Source organism: Microbaculum mangrovi (assembly GCF_051390635.1).
Taxonomy (GTDB): domain Bacteria; phylum Pseudomonadota; class Alphaproteobacteria; order Rhizobiales; family Tepidamorphaceae; genus Microbaculum.
The window spans coordinates 613,227-631,873 of sequence record NZ_JBPODT010000003.1 but is presented as its reverse complement, the minus strand read 5'-3'; the positions used below and the strand labels follow the sequence as shown (position 1 = coordinate 631,873).

Genomic DNA, 18,647 nt, shown 5'->3' with positions numbered 1-18,647 from the left:
TTCCGAGAGTCCACCGTTCCTTTTTTTCGATAATGGACGAAATAGTTAGTTTACGTCAATTCGGATCGGCACCTGTCTTGCCTCCATTGCTACCTCGCGCCGAAATGTGCGGCCATTTGAACGGGATCGGGGTCGACCCCCGTGATCAGCCTGAACGCCATCACGGCCTGGAAGATCGCCATTCCCGCTCCCGGCAGAACCTGGCAGCCAATCGCCCGCGCGGCTTTCAGCAGTTCCGTCTCGGCCGGGAAATACACAATGTCGGAAACCCACTGATCCGGACGCAGCCAATCGACCGGCAACGGCGTGCCCGGGTACTTGGCCATGCCAACCGGTGTCGCGTTCACCACGCCCGAGGCACCTGCAACAGCGGCTTCGAGGTCTGTCGCATCGGCGATACGGTCTGCGCCGTAGGTTTCCCCTATGTGTTTCGAGAGGCGGATGGACTTGCCCGGGTCCGTATCCGCGATCGCAATTCGCCCCGCGCCAAGATCGAGAAGCGCCTTGGCGACAGCCAGACCTGCTCCTCCCGCGCCAAGGAGCACGACCGTCTTGAGCCGTGGCGCGTGGAGGCCGCGCCGAAAACTCTCTGCGAAGCCCCAGCAGTCGGTATTGTGGCCAATGGGGCCTGAGGGGCCGAACACCACAGTGTTCACCGCTCCGATGACGTCCGCGTCTGCAGACAGGCCGTCGAGGCAGGAAATGACGCGTTCCTTGAATGGGTGCGTGACGTTCAGTCCTGCATAGCCCTCGCGCCCCAGCTTTTCGACTAGGCTGGGCAGATCGGAATCACTCGCTCCGAGGATATCGAAATCGAACAGGTGGTATTCATAGTCGAGCCCGAGACGCGTGCCTTCCGCCACATGCATGCGAGGGCTAAGGGACTGCTGGATACCGCGGCCGACCAGTCCGGCTCGCAATGCCACACCGGCGCCGGGAAGACCATTCTCTTCGTGAACCGCCGTGTCCGATTTCAAGGCCGAGTGCCTCGTGTTTTCAGGGCCTCGCGGGACGCCGCCGCTCCTGCATTTCGGTCTGGAACGGCCCGCCTGCCGGGCTGACAGGCCGCCCAAACTATGGACGAACCAGTTAGTTTAGTCAATTATGGGACTATCGCGAGAAGGAGCGCCCTCGCCATCATGACGATTGAGACAATCACGAAAACTGCGCCGAGCCGGACGAACGACCCGGAGGGCACGAAACGCAACATCATCGAAGTGGCGACGAAGGAGTTCGCGCAAAATGGGCTTTCGGGCGCGCGCATCGACGAGATCGCCGCCAAGACCAAGTCCAGCAAGCGGATGATCTACTACTACTTCGGCGACAAGGACGGCCTCTATCTCAAGGTTCTCGAGGACGCCTACAGCCGGATGCGGATGACCGAGGCCGCGCTCGATCTCGAGGATCTGCCGCCGGCCGAGGCGCTGGCGAAGCTTGTCCGTTTCACGTTCGACCACCACAACAGCCACGAGGACTTCATCCGCCTGGTGATGATCGAGAACATTCATCACGGCGAGTTCCTCGCGAAGTCATCCGTAATTCAGAAGCTCAACGTGACGGCCATCGACGCCGTTCGCCGCCTCTACGGACGGGGCGTCGAACAGGGTGTGTTCCGCGCGGGCCTCGATCCGATCGAAGTGCACTGGCAGATCAGCGCGCTGTGTTTCTTCAACGTTTCCAACCGGGCAACCTTCTCCCAGATCTTCAAGCGAAACCTCGGATCTAGGAAATCGCTCGATTCCCTTCGCGAAGCAGTGGTCGAGATGGTCGTCCGGCATCTCAAGGCAGACTGACCGGCAACTGGAGGAATGCGGACAACTGCGATGAAGACGTCTATCGCGACTGTATCGATCAGTGGAGATCTGCGGGAGAAACTAGCGGCGATCGCGGCGGCCGGGTTCGACGGCGTCGAGATTTTCGAGAACGACTTCCTCGCATTTGACGGATCGCCCGCGGAAGTCGGGCAGATGATCCGTGACCACGGCCTCGAGATCACCCTGTTCCAGCCGTTCCGCGATTTCGAGGGAATGCCGGAGCCCTACCGGTCGCGCGCCTACGACAGAGCCGAGCGCAAGTTCGACCTGATGCAGGAACTCGGCACGGATCTGATGCTGGTCTGCTCGAACGTGTCACCGCATTCGCTCGGTGGGATCGACCGACTTGCGGATGACTTCCGGGAGCTGGGTGAACGGGCTGAGCGCCGAAACCTGAGAGTCGGATACGAAGCGCTCGCCTGGGGCGCGCATATCAACGATCACCGCGATGCCTGGGAAGTCGTGCGGCGGGCCGATCATCCGAATATCGGCCTGATCCTCGACTCCTTCCATACGCTCGCCCGTCGCATCGACGTGAATTCCATCCGAGCGATTCCGGGCGACCGGATTTTCATCGTCCAGCTCGCAGACGCACCGCTTGTCGACATGGACCTTCTGTTCTGGAGCCGGCATTTCCGCAACATGCCGGGAGAGGGCGACCTGCCCGTTACCGATTTCATGCAGGCGGTGGCTGCGACCGGATACGACGGGCCTCTCTCGCTGGAAATCTTCAATGACCAGTTCCGCGGCGGGTCTCCGAAGTCGATCGCGATCGACGGACACCGCTCACTGCTGGCCTTAATGGATCAGGTGCGGCGCAGCGAACCGGACGTGGCGATCGACGTTCCGCCGATGCCGGACCGTATCCGCGTCGAAGGCGTCGAGTTCGTCGAATTCGCTGCATCGGAACGCGAGGCGCAGCAGTTGACGTCGCTGCTGAAGACAATGGGTTTCGACGAGACAGCCCGTCACCGCACCAAGGACGTCACGCTCCACCGGCAGGGCGCGATCAATGTTGTCGTCAACACTGAAAAGGAGGGTCTGGCGCATTCAGCCTATGTGATGCATGGCGCGACCGCCTATGCGATGGGGCTAAGGGTCGAGGACGCCGCCGCCACGGTCGAGCGTGCGCGCGCACTGCGCGCCCAGACCTTCGAGCAGCCTGCCGGTCCCGGCGAGCTCGTCATCCCCGCCATCCGCGGCGTCGGCGGCGGCGTCATTTACTTCCTGGATGAAAAAAGCGACCTCGGGCGTGTCTGGGAAATCGAGTTCGAGTTCGCCGAAGCCGGTACATCATCGGACGCAGGTCTCGTCTCGGTCGACCATGTCGCGCAGACGATGAACTACGAGGAGATGCTGACCTGGCTACTCTTCTACACGTCAATCTTTCGGACCAGGAAGCTACCGATGGTCGACGTGGTCGATCCGGCCGGCCTGGTGCGCAGCCAGGTGATCGAGAGCGACGACGGCACCTTGCGATTGACCCTTAACGGAGCGGAGAACCGTAGAACGCTAGCGGGCCGCTTCATCGCCGAGAGCTTCGGCTCGAGCGTCCAGCACCTGGCGTTCGCGACGCGCGATATCTTCAAGACTGCCGCCGCCCTGAAGGACAGGGGATTCCAGGCCCTGGCGATCTCGCCAAACTACTACGACGATCTCCAGGCCCGCTTCGGGCTTGCGCCGGACCTTACAGAGCGCCTGCGCGCGGCCAATATCCTCTACGACCGCGACGACCGCGGCGAGTATTTCCAGCTCTATAGCCCGAACTACGGCGAAGGCTTCTTCTTCGAAATCGTAGAGCGACGCGACGGCTATAAGGGATACGGGGCCGCAAACGCGCCGTTTAGGATCGCCGCGCAGAAACGGATGCTAGGTACGCCGGGTTTGGTGGCTTAGCACCATTTGAAGAGAACCCATGTTTCAGAGTCCAACGGCCCGCCTAATCTGATATCTGCTCTCGGGGCCCTGTTGCCGTTTCTTCGAACCGCTGCGAATGGCCACTCACCACCCACTCCGGACGTCGATGCTCCACCCGACCGGCGGCTCTAGCCCAGACGCACGCATCGTCGCCGAGGGACGCTGCACCGGCCTGTCAGACTGGCAGAGGATTTGATCGAGGATGAGACCGCCCACCGGCTTATAGTCCGGCGCCCCCCTTCGACCGGAAGCGACGCCTGCTCCTGTCCGTGTTCAGCGCCAACGAGACAATTTCGGCTTAACGGAAATCCGGGCCACAGAAGAATCCATTTCGCTGTTTCAACAGCTCGGTCGAGGACATCCGCCTCGCCGCGATGATGTCTATCAGCTGTCCGCGGGCACTTAGGCGGGTCAAAGACCTCCTGGTCGAGCGCGGGAACGATATCCGGCATGAGACAATGCGGTTCCGGCGGAACCGTTTCCGTCCGATAGCTGCAGCAGAACCGCCCTTGCGCTTTGGCCGAGTGGCGGTAATTCGCTGCCTTACAGCCCCGACGATATGCGCCAATCAGGGCAAATGAGGCTGGCTTGACAATGCCCTCCAACTCACGCGGCTCTCGCATGACGGTGCCACATCCGGCCAAGTGTGCATCCGTTCACACCTGAGAACGCTTCTGAAGCTCCGCAGCGATAGCAGGCCTGCTCATCTATAGAACGTGTCGACAAGAAACATCGGGATGGCAGGAACATAGGTGCAGATCAGCAGAACGACGAGTAGCACCCCAATGAAGGGCAAGTTCACCTTCGAAACGTCCCAGATATTCGCCTTGGCGATCGAACAAGCCGTAATCAGCACGCTCGCAACCGGCGGCGTCTGCTGACCGATTGCAAGATTGAGGGTGACGACGAGGCCGAAGTGAACCGGATCGATACCGGCCTGGGCAATTAGCGGCACGATGATCGGCACCACCAGGATGATCGCGGCGGCCGAATGCAGGAAGAATCCGATGATCAAGAAGAACACGTTCAGGATCAGCAGGATCAGATACTTGTTGCTCGTCAGCCCCAGGATGCCGCTGGCGATCTCCTGGGGGATCTGAGCGCGCGTCAGGTAGCCGCCCATCAGCACCGATGCCGCGACCAGCAGCATGACGACGGCGGTCTGAATGCCGCCCTCGAGCATCGCCTCCTTGAGCTGCCGCCAGTCGACTTCCCGATACCAGATCCCGACCACGACTGCGGCGACCACCGCGAGCCCGGCGCCTTCGGTCGCCGTGACGAGGCCGCCGAAGATGCCGCCTAGAATGATCACCGGCAGCGCGAAGGCAGGAAGCGCCTCGACGAAGGTCTTGCCGAGCTGCGGCAACTGGAACGCCGCTTCGACCGGGAAGTTATAGCGACGCGCGAAATAGTAGGCGACGCCCATCAGGCCGGCCGCGCCGAGCAGCCCGGGCACGATGCCCGCCACGAACATCTGCTCGACACTGGTGCCGGCCGATACCGCATAGAGGATCATCGGGATCGACGGCGGGATGATGATGGCAAGCGACGCCGACGACGACGTGACAGCGGCGGCGAACGGACTGCCGTAGCCGCGCTTCTTCATCTCCGGGATCAGGATCGAGCCGATCGCGGCGACGTCGGCAACCGCCGAGCCGGAAATCTCCGCGAAGAACAGCGACACCCCGATCGTCACCATGGAGAGACCGCCGCGCACGAAGCCGATCAGCGCGGAGACAAACGCGATCAGCCGGCGGGTGATGCCGGTGGCGTTCATGATCGCTCCGGCCAGAACGAACATCGGAATGGCGATTAGGGAGAACTTGTTGGCGCCGTCATACATGTCGAGCGCGACGGTGACGAGGCTCGACGGCCCCTCGGACAGGACCAGGCCGAGGACGGCGGCCAACGCCAGCGCTACCGCGATCGGTATGTTCAGACACACCATCACGACGAGCGCCAAGAAGATGACGAGAAGGATCATGGCCGGTTGCCCTCCCCGCCGCTTTGTGAAGCCCCGTTTTGTGAAGCCCCGTTTCGTGCATCCCCGTTTGGCGTCGCCCCGTGGGCCATGGCCGCATGCTCGGTCGATCGGCCGGCCATCACGTCGCGCCAGTAGTCGGGAAGGCTCAGGAGTTCGGCGAAGATGAACAGCACCGCACCGATCGGAATGACCGACTGGGTCACTCGTACCGGCATCCACGTCAGGCTGATCAGCGACATCCCTCCGAGCACCTGGAGCACCTTCCAGCCGGCCCAGGCGAGCAGGCAGAAAAAGAATATGACCAGTATCTCGGCGATGACGACGGCGACCTTGCGCGCACCGACCGGCAGCAGCCGCAATACGTCGTCAAAGCCGATGTGGCTGCGCTTCAGCGCCGCCAGCGCAGCACCGTAGTAGGTGATCCATGCGAGAAGGATCGAGGCGATCTCGTCGTACCAGGAGAGCGACGCGCCCAGTTTTCGATAGATGACGGCGACGACGACAACAATGGTAAGCCCCACCATCAAGCCGATCACCACCCAGGACAGTATTTCGCCGAGATTCCGTCCTATTGCGCGCACGCTTCGCTCCCCCCGGGTTACCCCCCGGGCGCCCGTTTTGCCTTACCCGATCCACATGAAATGCGAAGGGGCTGCGGCCGTCAGGTCGCAGCCCTTGACGTCACGAGCCCTTGGCGAGCGACTGGATCTTGTCGATCAGGTCCTGGCCGCCTTCGACGCTCGTGGCGAACTCTTCGTAGATCGGCTTGGAAGCATCGATGAAGGCCTGCTTGTCGGCCTCGTTCACCTCCGTGCCCATCTCCTGGATCTTTCCGACGAGATCCTTATCGAGCTGGGCCGCCGTCTCGTAGACGAAGGCCTGAGTTCCGACGGCGCATTCGTCGACCACCGCCTTAACCTCGTCCGACCAGCCATCGTACTGCTGCTGGGACGTGGTGATGTAGCCCGGCGTGTAGACGTGCCCGGTCATCGACAGATATTTCTGTACCTCCGGGAACTTCGCCGACCAGATCTGCGCCAGCGGGTTCTCCTGACCGTCGATGACGCCGGTCTGCAGCGCCGTGAACACTTCGGAGAAGGCCATTGGCGTCGGATTGGCACCATACGCCTGGAACATCTTCAACCGCCATTCGCCCTTCGGCGTACGTAGCTTGATGCCGTCCAGGTCTTCGGGCTTGTTGATCGGGCGGGTATTGTTGGTGATGTTGCGGAACCCGTTTTCCCAGAACCCGAGGATCCGGTAGCCCTCCGCTCCGGCGGCATCCTTGAAGGTATCGCCCATCTCGTCCGTCACCCGCTTCATGTGGGTCCGGTCCTGGATGATGTAGGGCATCTCGAAGACGCCGAAGGTATCGGAGACCGAGCTCATCACCGAGGACGGCAGGGCGAACTGCACCTGGCCGAGCTTCAGTTTCTGGAGCAGTTCAGAGTCCTTGCCCAACTGTGAGGAGCCGAACACCTGCACCTGCGCGACCCCACCGGGGGCCTCGTTCACGCACCGGGCGAATTCGTTCGCCGACATCTCGAAGAGAGATCCCGGCGCGCCAACATGGCCGAATTTCAGGACGGTCTGGGCCTCGGCAGGGACGCCGGACAGGGCCACCACCGCGATTCCGGTCAGAAGTGCTGTAGCCTTCATTGTGTTAGTCCTCCCTGATTGATTTTTATGCGCGTCACTCCGCGGCGCGTGGCTTCTAATCGTCCCCGCTTCGCCTCGAAAGATAGTTCATCGCTTCCTGGACCCCGCCAGGCCGGTAAGGCACGCCGGCGACCTCGAGCCCCATCTCCACGCCTGCCAGCGTGCCGAGGAGCATGAGATCGTTGAAGTCGCCGAGATGACCGATGCGGAACACCCGGCCGGCCAGTTTCGACAGGCCGTTGCCGAGCGACATGTTGAAGTTGTCGAGCACCGTCTTGCGGAACTGGTCGGCGTCATGACCGTCCGGCATCATCACCGCGGTCAGCGACCCGGAACAATGAGCGGGCTCCGCGCAGAGCACTTCCAGCCCCCAGGCCCGCACGGCCCGGCGGGTGGCCTCACCGTGCCGGGCATGCCGGGCAAAGACGTGATCGATGCCTTCCTCGTGCAGCATGCGGATCGCCTCGTCGAGGCCGTACAGCAGGTTGGTGGCCGGCGTGAACGGGAAGAAGCCCTTGCCGTTCATCGCGATCATCTCGTTCCAGTCCCAGTAGGACCGCGACATGTCCGCGTCACGGGACGCGCTCAGCGCCTTGTCGGAGACGGCGTTGAAGGCCAGCCCCGGCGGCAGCATCAGCCCCTTTTGCGACCCGCCGATCGTGACATCGACGCCCCACTCGTCGTGGCGGTAGTCGATGGAGGCAAGCGAGGAAATGGTGTCGACCATCAGCAACGCCGGATGGCCCGCCGCATCGATCGCCTTGCGCACATCGCCGATCGGCGACACCGCGCCGGTCGAGGTCTCGTTGTGGACGACGCAGACCGCCTTGATCCGCCCTTCGCGGTCCTCGCGCAGCCGCGCTTCAATGGCGTCGGGATCGGCGCCGTGCCGCCAGTCGCCCTCGATGAATTCAGGCTTCAGGCCGAGCTTCGTCGCCAGCGACTTCCACAGGGTTGCGAAGTGGCCGGTCTCGTACATCAACACTGTGTCGCCCGGCGACAGCGTGTTGACGAGCGCGGCCTCCCAGGCGCCGGTACCCGAAGCCGGATAGATCACCACGGGATTGTCGGTCTTGAAGATCGTGCGGATGCCGGCCAGCACGCGTTCGGCCATGGCCTGAAACTCGGGGCCACGGTGGTCGATGGTCGGCATGTCCATCGCCCTAAGCACCCGGTCGGGCACATTCGTCGGCCCCGGAATCTGCAGGAAATGACGCCCCGGCATGGTGTTCATCGACCGGCCTCCCAACCGCCGCCGCGGACGGACGTTGCCGTCCCGGCGCATCGGTCCCTGCGGTGGGGACCGCTTTTCATTGAGCTGATATTGAATTATGAATTCATTATTACTGTCAAGGGAACGATCGCTTCCAATTCGCGGTCAAGGCAAAACAAAATCCCGACCGGGACTCGGCTGCTCACAATGCCTGTTGAAAAGCCGTTCGGGCGGCGGGCCCGGCGGTGTGGGAGGAAAACCGATGGCTGAACTGATGCGGCCCGGGCTGACGCGGCGCCTGGCGCGGGGCATCCAGGGCGATGTGCTCACCGACGCGTTTTCACGCGGCCGCTATGCGACAGATGCCTCCATCTATCAGATCATGCCGTCCGCGGTCGTCGTGCCGCGCGGTATCGACGACATTGTCGTTGCGATGGACGCGGCGCGCGACGAAGGCGTTCCGATCACCATGCGCGGCGGCGGCACATCGCAATGCGGCCAGACCGTCAATTCCGGTATCGTCGTCGACACATCCAGGCACCTGAACCAGATCCGCGAACTCGATGTCACGGGCCGGCGCGCCCTGGTCGATCCGGGCATCGTACTCGACGATCTCAACCGGTTGTTGAAGCCGCACGGGCTTTGGTTTCCAGTCGACGTCTCGACCGCTTCACGCGCCACCATCGGCGGGATGGCGGGAAACAATTCCTGCGGCGCCCGGTCGCTGCGGTACGGCACCATGCGCGACAATGTCGTCGCCATAGACGCCGTGCTGGCCGACGGAACCAGGGCGCGCTTCGGCGAGATCGAGCAACGCGGCGCCAACGAACCACCGCGTGATCTGGTTGCCGATCTCCTCTCGCTCGGTCGACGCGAGGCCGACGAAATCGCCGCCGTCTTCCCGAAGGTGCAGCGGCGCGTCGGCGGCTACAACATCGACGCGCTGACCCCGGACGCCGCGCCGCAAAACCTCGCCCACCTGCTGGTAGGATCTGAGGGAACGCTGGCGGTCTCGACGGCGATCGAGATCAAGTTGTCGCCGCTGCCGCCGGCGGAGAAGGCGCTCGGGGTCTGCCACTTCCCGACCTTCCGGCAGGCGATGGAGGCCTCGCAGCATCTGGTCCGCCTCAATCCGACCTCGGTCGAGCTGGTCGATTCGACGATGATCGGGCTGGCCCGCGACATCGCCATGTTCCGGCCGACGCTGGAGGCGTTCGTGCGTGGTGATCCGGCGGCACTGCTGCTCATCGAATTCGCCGACAGTCCCGATGAGAACGAGCAGAGCATGCGGGCGCTTCAGGACACGATGGCCGACCTGGGTTACGGCTTCGGCCGTGGCGGCCGTCAGGAGGGCGGCGTCGTCGAGGTCACTGATCGGAAGCTGCAAGGCGCGATCGCCGCCCTGCGGGCCGCCGGCCTCAACATCATGATGTCGATGCGCGAGGAAGGTAAGCCGGTCTCCTTCGTCGAGGACTGTGCGGTGCCGCTTGAGCATCTCGCCGATTACACCGACCGGCTGACCGCGATCTTCGAGCAGCACGGCACGCGCGGCACCTGGTATGCGCACGCCTCCGTCGGCTGCCTGCACGTTCGCCCGGTGCTGAACGTCAAGTTGGAAAAGGATGCCGTGGCGATGCGGGAAATCGCCGAGCAAGCCTTCAGTCTGGTGCGCGAGTACAAGGGCTCCCATTCCGGCGAACATGGCGACGGTATCTCGCGATCCGAGTTCCACACCGCGATGTTCGGCGAGCGACTGGTCGACGCCTTCGGGGTCGTCAAGACTCGCTTCGATCCGGGTGGACTCCTCAACCCCGGCAAGATCGTCAACGCGCCGCGCATGAACGACCGCACCCTGTTCCGCTATCCCCCCGGATACGCGGTCGAGGACTTCAGCCCCGCGCTGGACTGGTCGGCCTGGCCAGGCGCCGCGGGCGGATTCCAGGGCGCGGTCGAGATCTGCAACAACAACGGCGCCTGCCGGTCTCACGCGGGCAATGTGATGTGCCCGAGCTACCGCGTCACCCGCAACGAACGCGACGTTACGCGCGGCCGCGCCAACACGCTGCGGCTCGCGCTCAGCGGCCAGCTCGGCCCTGGCGCCCTCACCTCCGACGACATGATGGAAACGCTCAAGCTCTGTGTTTCATGCAAGGCGTGCCGCCGCGAATGCCCGACCGGCGTCGACATGGCGCGGATGAAGATCGAGGTACTCGACCGGCGGCGCAAGACGCACGGACTGTCGCTACGGGACCGGCTGATCGCCGACCTGCCGCGATACGCGCCGATGGCCGCGCGGGTCAGCGGTCTGTTGGGGCTACGCGACACGGTGCCGGGAGCCGCCGCGCTTTCCGAGCGCCTGACAGGCTTCTCGCGCCATCGCTCGCTACCGAGATTTCGGCCTGATCATTTCCGCGATGCGGAAGGCGACCGCACCGGAGGGGCGTGCGATGCGCCGCATGTCGTCCTGTTCGCCGATACGTTCGGCCGCTGGTTCGATCCCGAGACGCTGCGGGCGGGCGTGGCGGTGCTGTCTGCCGGCGGCTGCCGGGTCGAGACCGCGCGGCCGGACGGCGGCGGACGTCCGCTGTGCTGCGGGCGCACCTATCTCGCCGCCGGGATGGTCGACGAAGCGCGCAACGAGGCGCGCCGCACCGTCGACGCGCTGTTGCCGCATGTCGAGGCAGGGCGCCCCATCGTCGGGCTCGAACCATCCTGCCTGCTGACCATGCGCGACGAATTTCCCGCGTTGCTGCCGGGCCCGGAAACCGCGACTCTCGCCGAGGCCGCCGTCCTGTTCGAGGAGTTCGTGGCGACAGCGGCGAAGGCCGGCGACATCTCCCTGCCGCTGGCGCCCCGTCCCGGCAAGGCGCTCTTGCATGGACACTGCCACCAGAAGTCGTTCGGCGCGATGGGCGCGGTCGAGAGTGCCCTGCGTCTCGTGCCAGAGCTTGAGGTCGAGACCGTCGACTCGAGCTGCTGCGGCATGGCGGGCGCATTCGGCTACGACGTCGAGACGATTGACGTTTCGCTTGCCATGGGGGAACTCTCGCTGCTTCCCGCCGTCCGCGATGCGGATCCCGATACGCTGATCGTGGCGGACGGAACGTCTTGCCGGCACCAGATCGCCGATGGCGCGCACCGGCGCGCCCGCCACGTCGCCGAGGTGCTGGCCGGGGCCCTGATGGAGACCGCCTAGTGTTTGCCAACGACCAGACCGATCCCCTGATCCGTCCCGCGCTCGCCGTCGAGCTCGTCGACCGGATACGCGCGCTGATCATGGAGGGCGAACTCCGCCCCGGCGACAAGGTGCCCGAAAAGGCACTGACGGTTCGGTTCGGCGTCTCGCGCACGCCGGTTCGCGAAGCCCTCAAGGTCCTGGCGGCGGAGGGATACGTCCGGCTGGTCCCCAACCGCGGCGCGGTCGTCGCTGAAGTTACGCTTGCCGAGATCGAGGAGGTTTTCCCCGTGATCGCGGCGCTCGAGGGCGCCGCAGGCGAACTCGCCGCACGGCATGCGACCGACAAGGAGATCGCTGCGATCCGCCGGCTGAACGACAAGATGCATGCGGCCTTCGAATCCGGCGACCGACCGGCCTATTTCGACCTCAACCAGGAAATCCATAGCGCCATTCTGGCGGCCGCCCGCAACCCGACGCTCAGGCAGCAGCACCAGATGGTCGCCCACCGGGTGCGCCGCGCCCGCTACCAGGCCAACCTGACGCCCGAACGATGGACGGAAGCCGTGCTGGAGCACGACAGCATCGTCGAGGCATTGGAGGCACGCAGCGCCGAACGCCTCGGCCGTCTGATGAAAACCCATCTTGAACACAAACTGAATTCACTTCGCCGGGCAATAACGGCAGACGAGACCTTCTCTGGTGGCAATTGCCGAAGCCAAGGCTCCGCCCAGTGAATGGCCGGTCAACGAAATCTGTTCTGTCGGATGAGCAGCACGCACTTGATCGAAAAAAATTTGCGCGTTGTACATCTGCTCAAAGGGGACACCTAAAAAGGATCGAGTTGTGTCGTTTAGATCCGAAGAGCTATTGTAACCACGGTACGCAATGACGATTTCATTGCCGTTTTTGTAAGCGACGGCATAAAATCCATCTTCCTCAAAAGATTTATTTACTAATGACCACTCTCCTAAATCATTCGGCTCTATTTTAGTCGGATCCGTTGGATCACCATAATCCGCCATTGATATTAGCAAATACTCTTCTGTCGTAACCATTTCGATCTCTCACTATCTGTCGTGCCAGTAAGTTCCAATTGATTCACTCTTTGATAAACTTGGAAACTGAAAGCACAATTGAGCTGGAATTTCGATAGATTTATAATAATATAAAGTTTTTTCACTGGGTATATAAAATAATGATCTCAATATTTTCTTAGAAATACTAATTTTTACTCGATCCATGTCGATTGAAAGCATATCGCTTTTGTTGAAGTGATAGGGATATCTCTCAAACCGTATAAATCCAGGCGTCCGCGATGCCTCTGAATAGACGGCTCCGAACGGATCGAGCGACGGAATCAGACCATATGTGTGCCTAATCCATGATGAGCGGGTTTCAGGAGTTGGATCGTTGAGTACCGCACAGCTTGACCGCTGATTTATGTATCTGTTCCATACACGGCCGCTGTCATTGAGTTCACGAAATTGATCGAAAGTCAGTTCGGTCGGCTCGGAAAATTCAGATAAGGCCTCTTGTAGCGACGGATACGCCGCGAGTATCTCGGGGCCCAATACGGTCGCACGAAAACCGACGAGGACTTTTTCCTGGCTGGCGAAGGGAACGCGAAGCCAGGGGACCGTGTCGAGCACGGTTTCACCGTCGACGACCGACCCCGTGCCGAGAAGAACGCTTATGAACGGCAGCGCAACAGGACTGCGCATATACCAGTCGATGCCGATGAAGTTGACATGGACGCGGGCATTCTTTGCGTCCTGGTAGCTTGGAAGCTCGTAGTACTCGGCAACCTGCGGGTCGTTGAAATCGTCAAGCCACAAGACGAGAGGCGGGTTGTCGATCGTGCGATTCAGGCTACCGGTCCGTATAAAGCGGCCGCAGAAGTAAAGATCGGCGATGAGAATCGCGCCGCCGTCGTCAAGCCGTTTGGCCAATATCCGGGAACTTGCCGGATAAAGGGAATTCCGCAAAACGTTGTCGAATGTCCGCGAACACTTTATCGTTCCCTTGACCGTGACCGGCTTGCCGTCGACCTCCAGTTCCGCGCGCACCTGATACCAGACATAACGGGGCATGCCGTATACCCAGCCTGTGGCTACGTAGAGCGCGAGGAAAACGCCGGCGATAACAGTCCACCAGCGTGCGCGGTTCGACATGCGCGACCACATCAAGCGCGCGTCCCTTTGGCTGCAAACAGGACAGCGCGAACCGCGCGCCGCCGACGTTCGCACCAACCACCGGCATTATCTTCACTAAGAAGACGATCCTGGCCCACCATGCCTCCCCCCGATGAAAGCCGCCACGCCAAACGCCGCTAGGGAAGCCTGCACCACGCGCACTACGTGTGCAACCTATAAGTGCTGTATCAGTGTACTGTTGCAGCGCGATGGCGGACATGGCCGATACGCCTCGGATTTTATCGGCCTAGGCGGTGTCGCCGCCGTCACCGCTGACCTTGCGCGACGAATTTCCCGCGTTGCTGCCGGGCCCGGAAACCGCGACTCTCGCCGAGGCCGCCGTCCTGTTCGAGGAGTTCGTGGCGACAGCGGCGAAGGCCGGCGACATCTCCCTGCCGCTGGCGCCCCGTCCCCATCATCTATAATTTTTATACTATTTCTTTCAGAATAAGAACTGTCTATGCGAATCTCTATTCCATTCCCAGCGCCTGCGTAGTCCGCCGTGTCAATTCCGTCGTCCTTAATCGCAAGGACTTGGCGGTCCCCGTCCGCATAGGGCAGATTCCGCTCCTGCGCCTCGGTGTTTCCACCGTCTATAACATCGACGCCGCCACCGCCGCCGATCAGGAGATCGTCGCCTTCGTCGCCGTAGATCCTGTCGTCGTTTTTGCCACCGTCGATCTGATCGTCACCGGCGCCGCCGTGCTGCACATCGCGCCCACCGTCAGTCTCATCCGAAAGATCATCTCCCAGGATAAGGTCGTTTCCGCCACCGCCTTCTATGTCGTCGTCACCGATGCCCCCGTAGAGGTTCTCCGTCGCGTCCGTCCCGACGATCCGGTCGTCACCTCCGCCGCCGAAGACAGCGCCAAACGCTTGTTCCGGAATTATATTAAGGTCGATATCGTCGTCTCTGTAGAAGCCCCGGTACACGTCACCGACAATCGGTTGGAGTGTAACTTGGCTCGGTACCGGGTCGGGCTGCGGCACAGGTGGAAGAGAGTCGTTCGCGCCTTCGTGGTAAACATCGATCAAAGTAGAGATTATGGTTTGTACGTTGTCGCCCAGATCAGAAATCGGATCACCGGGCACCCCATCGATTACCTGCCCAATCAGGTCGGCCACCGATACTACGGATAGGCCAATTCCCGCGGCCACCGCTAACTCAGGCAAAAGGGCTACTCCCACCACCGCGATGACAAAGCCCGCCCCCCAATATATCGCCTGTGTCTCAAGTTCTTCGAGGAATCCCTCTGTACCCCCTTGCTCCGCGGCTTCCGCTAAATCGTCAAGCGCCTGTACAAACTCCGCAGTCGCGAAAACTAATCCCGCGCTAGTTGCTATTGATTTCGCATCCAAATTACCAAATATTTCGTATGTTTTCAAAGATCCAGATTCGTCGAGTAAAAATTCTTTTATTGTTTTCCCGAGCGATTTTGCGACTGAAATCTCATGTACAGATTGCTGAAGCGCGTCAATACCTTCAGGCGTATTTATCGCGCTTACACTCCCCACGACCGAAACCGTTGATTTAACTTGCGCGTATATTAAGTCATGTATTAGTTTTGAATCCCCTCCATCTGATAGATCTACCCACACCTTCATTTGTATTTTATTTAGGACAAAATCTGAATACTGTTTAAGCGCTGGGATTTCCTTTCTAGTTGCCGCTGATTCGCCCGGACATCCATTGTCTAGGTCGCCAAATACACTATACCCTTCAGAAGCATACGCCCCTGCGGCATGGGCATATCTCTCCGAAGCCACATCCCAAAGATTCGTACTTAAATCTGGATCACTTATTAGATGATTAATTGCCCCTATTAAATCACTCTTTTGCTGACTAGTAAGTACTGTTGATTCGTATATTTCTGTTTCTATAACACTAAGCTCTTGTAAATCTTTTACTAAATTATCCCCCGCTATAGTATCCTCTATCCAGTATCCGCCGACTTCCGTTCTTAGAGCTATTGCACGATCTTTTGTCGAATATCCATCCAAATAGCCATCGTAAAATACCGCTGGACCAGTTCCCGCGTAATCACTCAATGAAAGACCACTTAAGTAACTTACATCCAGCCTTGTTATTAAGCCTTGGACAGCCTGATCAAAGTCTGCATAGGTTGTGTATGTCGACATCACATATCCCGCCAATGCTTCTTCCAGTCGGTGTATTCAAACAACGCGTAAAGAGATATGTCGTGCCCAGTTTGGAAACCGGCTCCAAACGACCAGCAGCCATTTACGTACCCTTGAGAAACGTGGACTTTTGCCGGCGGGAGAAATCCCGTTTCCTCCAATCCAGGCCAGTGTAAAATCGCATCTACGCCGACCGATTCAATCAACTTCACCGTCTCGACATTCATATTTCTTTCGAAGAAAGGCTTATGATATCTTATGTGAGTAAAAGCAGTTTCGGATGGGCTCTTCTCGGCACAAAGATACGCAGAATTTGCAAGAGATAAATTCCAAATAATATCGCTATCTTTAATATAATCCTTTGGTAAGCTTTGGAATTCTGTCCATATAGGGACCGTTTCTTTTTGCGTTTTAAGTAAAAATTTATAAAAGCTCTTTTTTATAGACCCGTCTTTAAGCGGCCTCTCATAGTGATGTTTTCCGTCAAAACAGAGTGTATAATCAGCGCTTTCATGGATAAGTTCTAGTTTTGGGTCACGTTGAATCTTCCAAGCGCTTGATTCTGACTGATACTTACGCACTTTTTTAGTGCGATATCCCTGCCTGAAGAAAAATCCGGAGCGTCCGCCGGACCACCTAAAAAATAACTTTGTCCATTGATCCCCTAGCCAACCGCCCGTTACGATCACGTCGTGCTGCGGCAACGAACAATCGGTTCTAAACTTATCTTCCGGCACCTTTCCAATTTCATCAGGGTGATCCGGCCAAATTCGTAAAATATCCAACAAGTCATCACGAATTATATTAAACTTTACTTGTTCCAACTGATTTATATGAATTTCTCTCCCGTCCGGCATCGATAAAAAGACGGAATCTAGATCCAATTTCCACAAGAGAAGGCGCTCTAATGTATCTTTTCTTTCAAAATAACTGAGAGCAATTTGGCGAAACACATTGAAGTCAAATGAAAACTCTGGCCCGGTATAGCTAAACATCAATGGCTTGAGATCGTCGCCAGGCTCGGAGTGGATGTACTTGTAGTTGGTGAGAAAGACAGGTCCGTTCTCGTCTACTCCGTGGAAGCTCAATTCAGCTCCGGTAGCTAAATTGCGCGCCGATTTTGCGTCCGGCGCTATCTTCCAACGTGCGCAACTATCCGGGAATAACTCATAATAGCTAGCTGTAGGTTCATACGCGGGGGCCATAGCGACTGTCATCCTCAATTCTGTCCCGGTCGAGGTATCAAAGTATCCCCGTCAATACGAGCCTGTACAACCGGACTCCGCTCAAGCGCATGGTCGCTTCTCTGGACCATCGCCCCGCTCATCCTATGAGCCCCTCATTTCCTCGGGCCGGAGCTCCAATCATCCCCTTCAACACCTCCTGATCCACCTGCCTCTCCACGATCGGATGCACTCGCACTTTAGTGCCTCCCCCAATGCGAGCCTCCACACGAAAACGCCGTGACAGAAGCCTGCACCACCCTTTAAACGTGTCCAACCGATAATTGATACTGCTGTGCATTGTTACAGCGCGATGGCGGTAATAGCCGATCCGCCTCGGATCCATCGGGCTAGGCCGCGTCTCCGCCCTCGCCACCGACCTTGCGCAGGACGTCCTTGTCCACCAGCCCGGCGACGATCGGGTGCACCAGCACTTTCTTGTCGGCGAATCGGGCGCGCGAAACCTCGGAAAGGATGCGCGTGGCGATCGGTTTCGTCGGCGCGATCACGTCGAGGAGCCATACGATTTCGCCGCTCGTCCAGTCGCCCGGCTTGAGCCGGACCGGAAACACGCCGGCCTTGATCTGCTCGCGGATAGAGGCGTCGACGGCCTCGGAGACCCTGGCGGTCAGGACCGCGCCGGCTAGCTGTTTCGCCCCGGATTCCCTGGCATTCGCGGTGGCCACGGCGAGCTGGTCGCGCATCAGGGGGCTAAGCACCAACCAGTCGAGATCGTGGATCGCCATGTGCCGGTAGCGCGGGACGGTCATCAGCAGAGCAACGACCTCGCCGAGGCGGGCGGTGAAGGCCGCCAGCGCCTCGCTGCGTTTCTGTGACGCTGCGGCCGCATCATCAGCGGAGCCCTCCGCAACGGTTTCGACGTTGGCCTCGGCCTCGAGGCCGGCGTCGATCGGCGCCTGCTCGCCGGCGCCGTTCGAACCCTTGGCGGACTCATTCGTCCTGTTCGTCGACTCCGACATTCAGCCTCCCGCACCCGCCGGTTCGAGGTTCATCCGCCGTGTGATCGCGATCTGTCTAAACCAAAGATTGCATCCGCTTTTCTGCCTGTCGACACGCTTTAGTTGTATTGCGGCCCGGTCAACCAGAGCTGCTGAATTCTGATCGCAGGACGCTTCCCGCCGGCTCGCAGCCGGTGCCTGCCCGGAAGCCTCCGATGCTCCCCGACCGACGATGTAGATTTAGATCAGACCGGCTGGCTGGGGCGCCAGGATTCGAACCTGGGATCGCGAGACCAAAACCCGCTGCCTTACCACTTGGCCACGCCCCAATACCGGGAGGATTGCGAACCATCGGGACACATGTGACCC

14 protein-coding genes and 1 tRNA gene are annotated in these 18,647 nt (G+C 60.1%); 4 read left to right on the top strand and 11 right to left on the bottom strand.

The annotated features are described in order from the left end of the window. Positions 1-89: 89 nt before the first annotated feature. On the bottom strand, positions 90-977 hold the full coding sequence (locus ACSF9G_RS15790) for a shikimate dehydrogenase (protein WP_436643051.1): 888 nt from the start codon (positions 975-977) through the stop codon (positions 90-92). 162 nt (positions 978-1,139) lie between these two features. Here ACSF9G_RS15790 and ACSF9G_RS15785 point away from each other — a divergent pair, with 162 nt between their 5' ends. Both ACSF9G_RS15785 and ACSF9G_RS15780 read left to right on the top strand, forming a co-directional pair. Then, a complete protein-coding gene (locus tag ACSF9G_RS15785) occupies positions 1,140-1,793 on the top strand; it encodes a TetR/AcrR family transcriptional regulator (protein WP_436643050.1) in 654 nt (217 codons plus the stop codon). 30 nt (positions 1,794-1,823) lie between these two features. Beyond that, positions 1,824-3,710 carry a bifunctional sugar phosphate isomerase/epimerase/4-hydroxyphenylpyruvate dioxygenase family protein gene (locus ACSF9G_RS15780; RefSeq protein WP_436643049.1) on the top strand — a complete coding sequence of 629 codons (1,887 nt, stop codon included), beginning with the start codon at positions 1,824-1,826 and terminating at the stop codon, positions 3,708-3,710. Positions 3,711-4,434: 724 nt separating this feature from the next. Here the strand turns inward: ACSF9G_RS15780 and ACSF9G_RS15775 are convergent. The 4 genes from ACSF9G_RS15775 to ACSF9G_RS15760 form a co-directional block, all read right to left on the bottom strand. After that, positions 4,435-5,715 carry a TRAP transporter large permease gene (locus ACSF9G_RS15775; RefSeq protein ID WP_436643048.1) on the bottom strand — a complete coding sequence of 427 codons (1,281 nt, stop codon included), beginning with the start codon at positions 5,713-5,715 and terminating at the stop codon, positions 4,435-4,437. Beyond that, entirely contained in the window at positions 5,712-6,296 is a 585-nt protein-coding gene (locus ACSF9G_RS15770; protein ID WP_436643047.1) for a TRAP transporter small permease, read from the bottom strand. The genes ACSF9G_RS15775 and ACSF9G_RS15770 overlap by 4 nt, the downstream gene beginning before the upstream one ends. A gap of 100 nt (positions 6,297-6,396) precedes the next feature. Then, positions 6,397-7,374, bottom strand: coding sequence for a TRAP transporter substrate-binding protein (locus tag ACSF9G_RS15765; protein WP_436643046.1), 978 nt, complete (start codon positions 7,372-7,374; stop codon positions 6,397-6,399). A 55-nt stretch (positions 7,375-7,429) separates the two neighbouring features. Then, positions 7,430-8,608 carry a pyridoxal-phosphate-dependent aminotransferase family protein gene (locus ACSF9G_RS15760; protein WP_436643045.1) on the bottom strand — a complete coding sequence of 393 codons (1,179 nt, stop codon included), beginning with the start codon at positions 8,606-8,608 and terminating at the stop codon, positions 7,430-7,432. A gap of 241 nt (positions 8,609-8,849) precedes the next feature. On the opposite strand from ACSF9G_RS15760, the gene ACSF9G_RS15755 reads away from it, so the two are divergent. Then, positions 8,850-11,783, top strand: a complete 2,934-nt coding sequence (locus ACSF9G_RS15755; protein WP_436643043.1) for an FAD-binding and (Fe-S)-binding domain-containing protein — start codon at positions 8,850-8,852, stop codon at positions 11,781-11,783. After that, positions 11,783-12,499: a GntR family transcriptional regulator gene (locus tag ACSF9G_RS15750; RefSeq protein WP_436643042.1), complete on the top strand. Its 717-nt coding sequence runs from the start codon at positions 11,783-11,785 to the stop codon at positions 12,497-12,499. Before ACSF9G_RS15755 ends, ACSF9G_RS15750 begins: the two co-directional genes overlap by 1 nt. Here ACSF9G_RS15750 and ACSF9G_RS15745 read toward each other — a convergent pair. From ACSF9G_RS15745 to ACSF9G_RS15720, 6 genes are all read right to left on the bottom strand, one after another. Then, a complete protein-coding gene (locus ACSF9G_RS15745) occupies positions 12,425-12,820 on the bottom strand; it encodes a Tle-like phospholipase domain-containing protein (protein ID WP_436643041.1) in 396 nt (131 codons plus the stop codon). The genes ACSF9G_RS15750 and ACSF9G_RS15745 overlap by 75 nt on opposite strands. Before the next feature lie 12 nt (positions 12,821-12,832). Beyond that, positions 12,833-13,948, bottom strand: coding sequence for a hypothetical protein (locus tag ACSF9G_RS15740; RefSeq protein WP_436643040.1), 1,116 nt, complete (start codon positions 13,946-13,948; stop codon positions 12,833-12,835). 183 nt (positions 13,949-14,131) lie between these two features. Beyond that, complete coding sequence (locus ACSF9G_RS15735) at positions 14,132-16,096, bottom strand: hypothetical protein (RefSeq protein ID WP_436643039.1); 1,965 nt, start codon at positions 16,094-16,096, stop codon at positions 14,132-14,134. Further along, on the bottom strand, positions 16,096-17,313 hold the full coding sequence (locus tag ACSF9G_RS15730; RefSeq protein ID WP_436643038.1) for a hypothetical protein: 1,218 nt from the start codon (positions 17,311-17,313) through the stop codon (positions 16,096-16,098). The genes ACSF9G_RS15735 and ACSF9G_RS15730 overlap by 1 nt, the downstream gene beginning before the upstream one ends. A gap of 356 nt (positions 17,314-17,669) precedes the next feature. Beyond that, positions 17,670-18,299 carry a toxin-activating lysine-acyltransferase gene (locus ACSF9G_RS15725; protein ID WP_436643037.1) on the bottom strand — a complete coding sequence of 210 codons (630 nt, stop codon included), beginning with the start codon at positions 18,297-18,299 and terminating at the stop codon, positions 17,670-17,672. Positions 18,300-18,533: 234 nt separating this feature from the next. Next, positions 18,534-18,607: transfer RNA gene (locus ACSF9G_RS15720), tRNA-Gln, on the bottom strand. Positions 18,608-18,647: the final 40 nt, after the last annotated feature.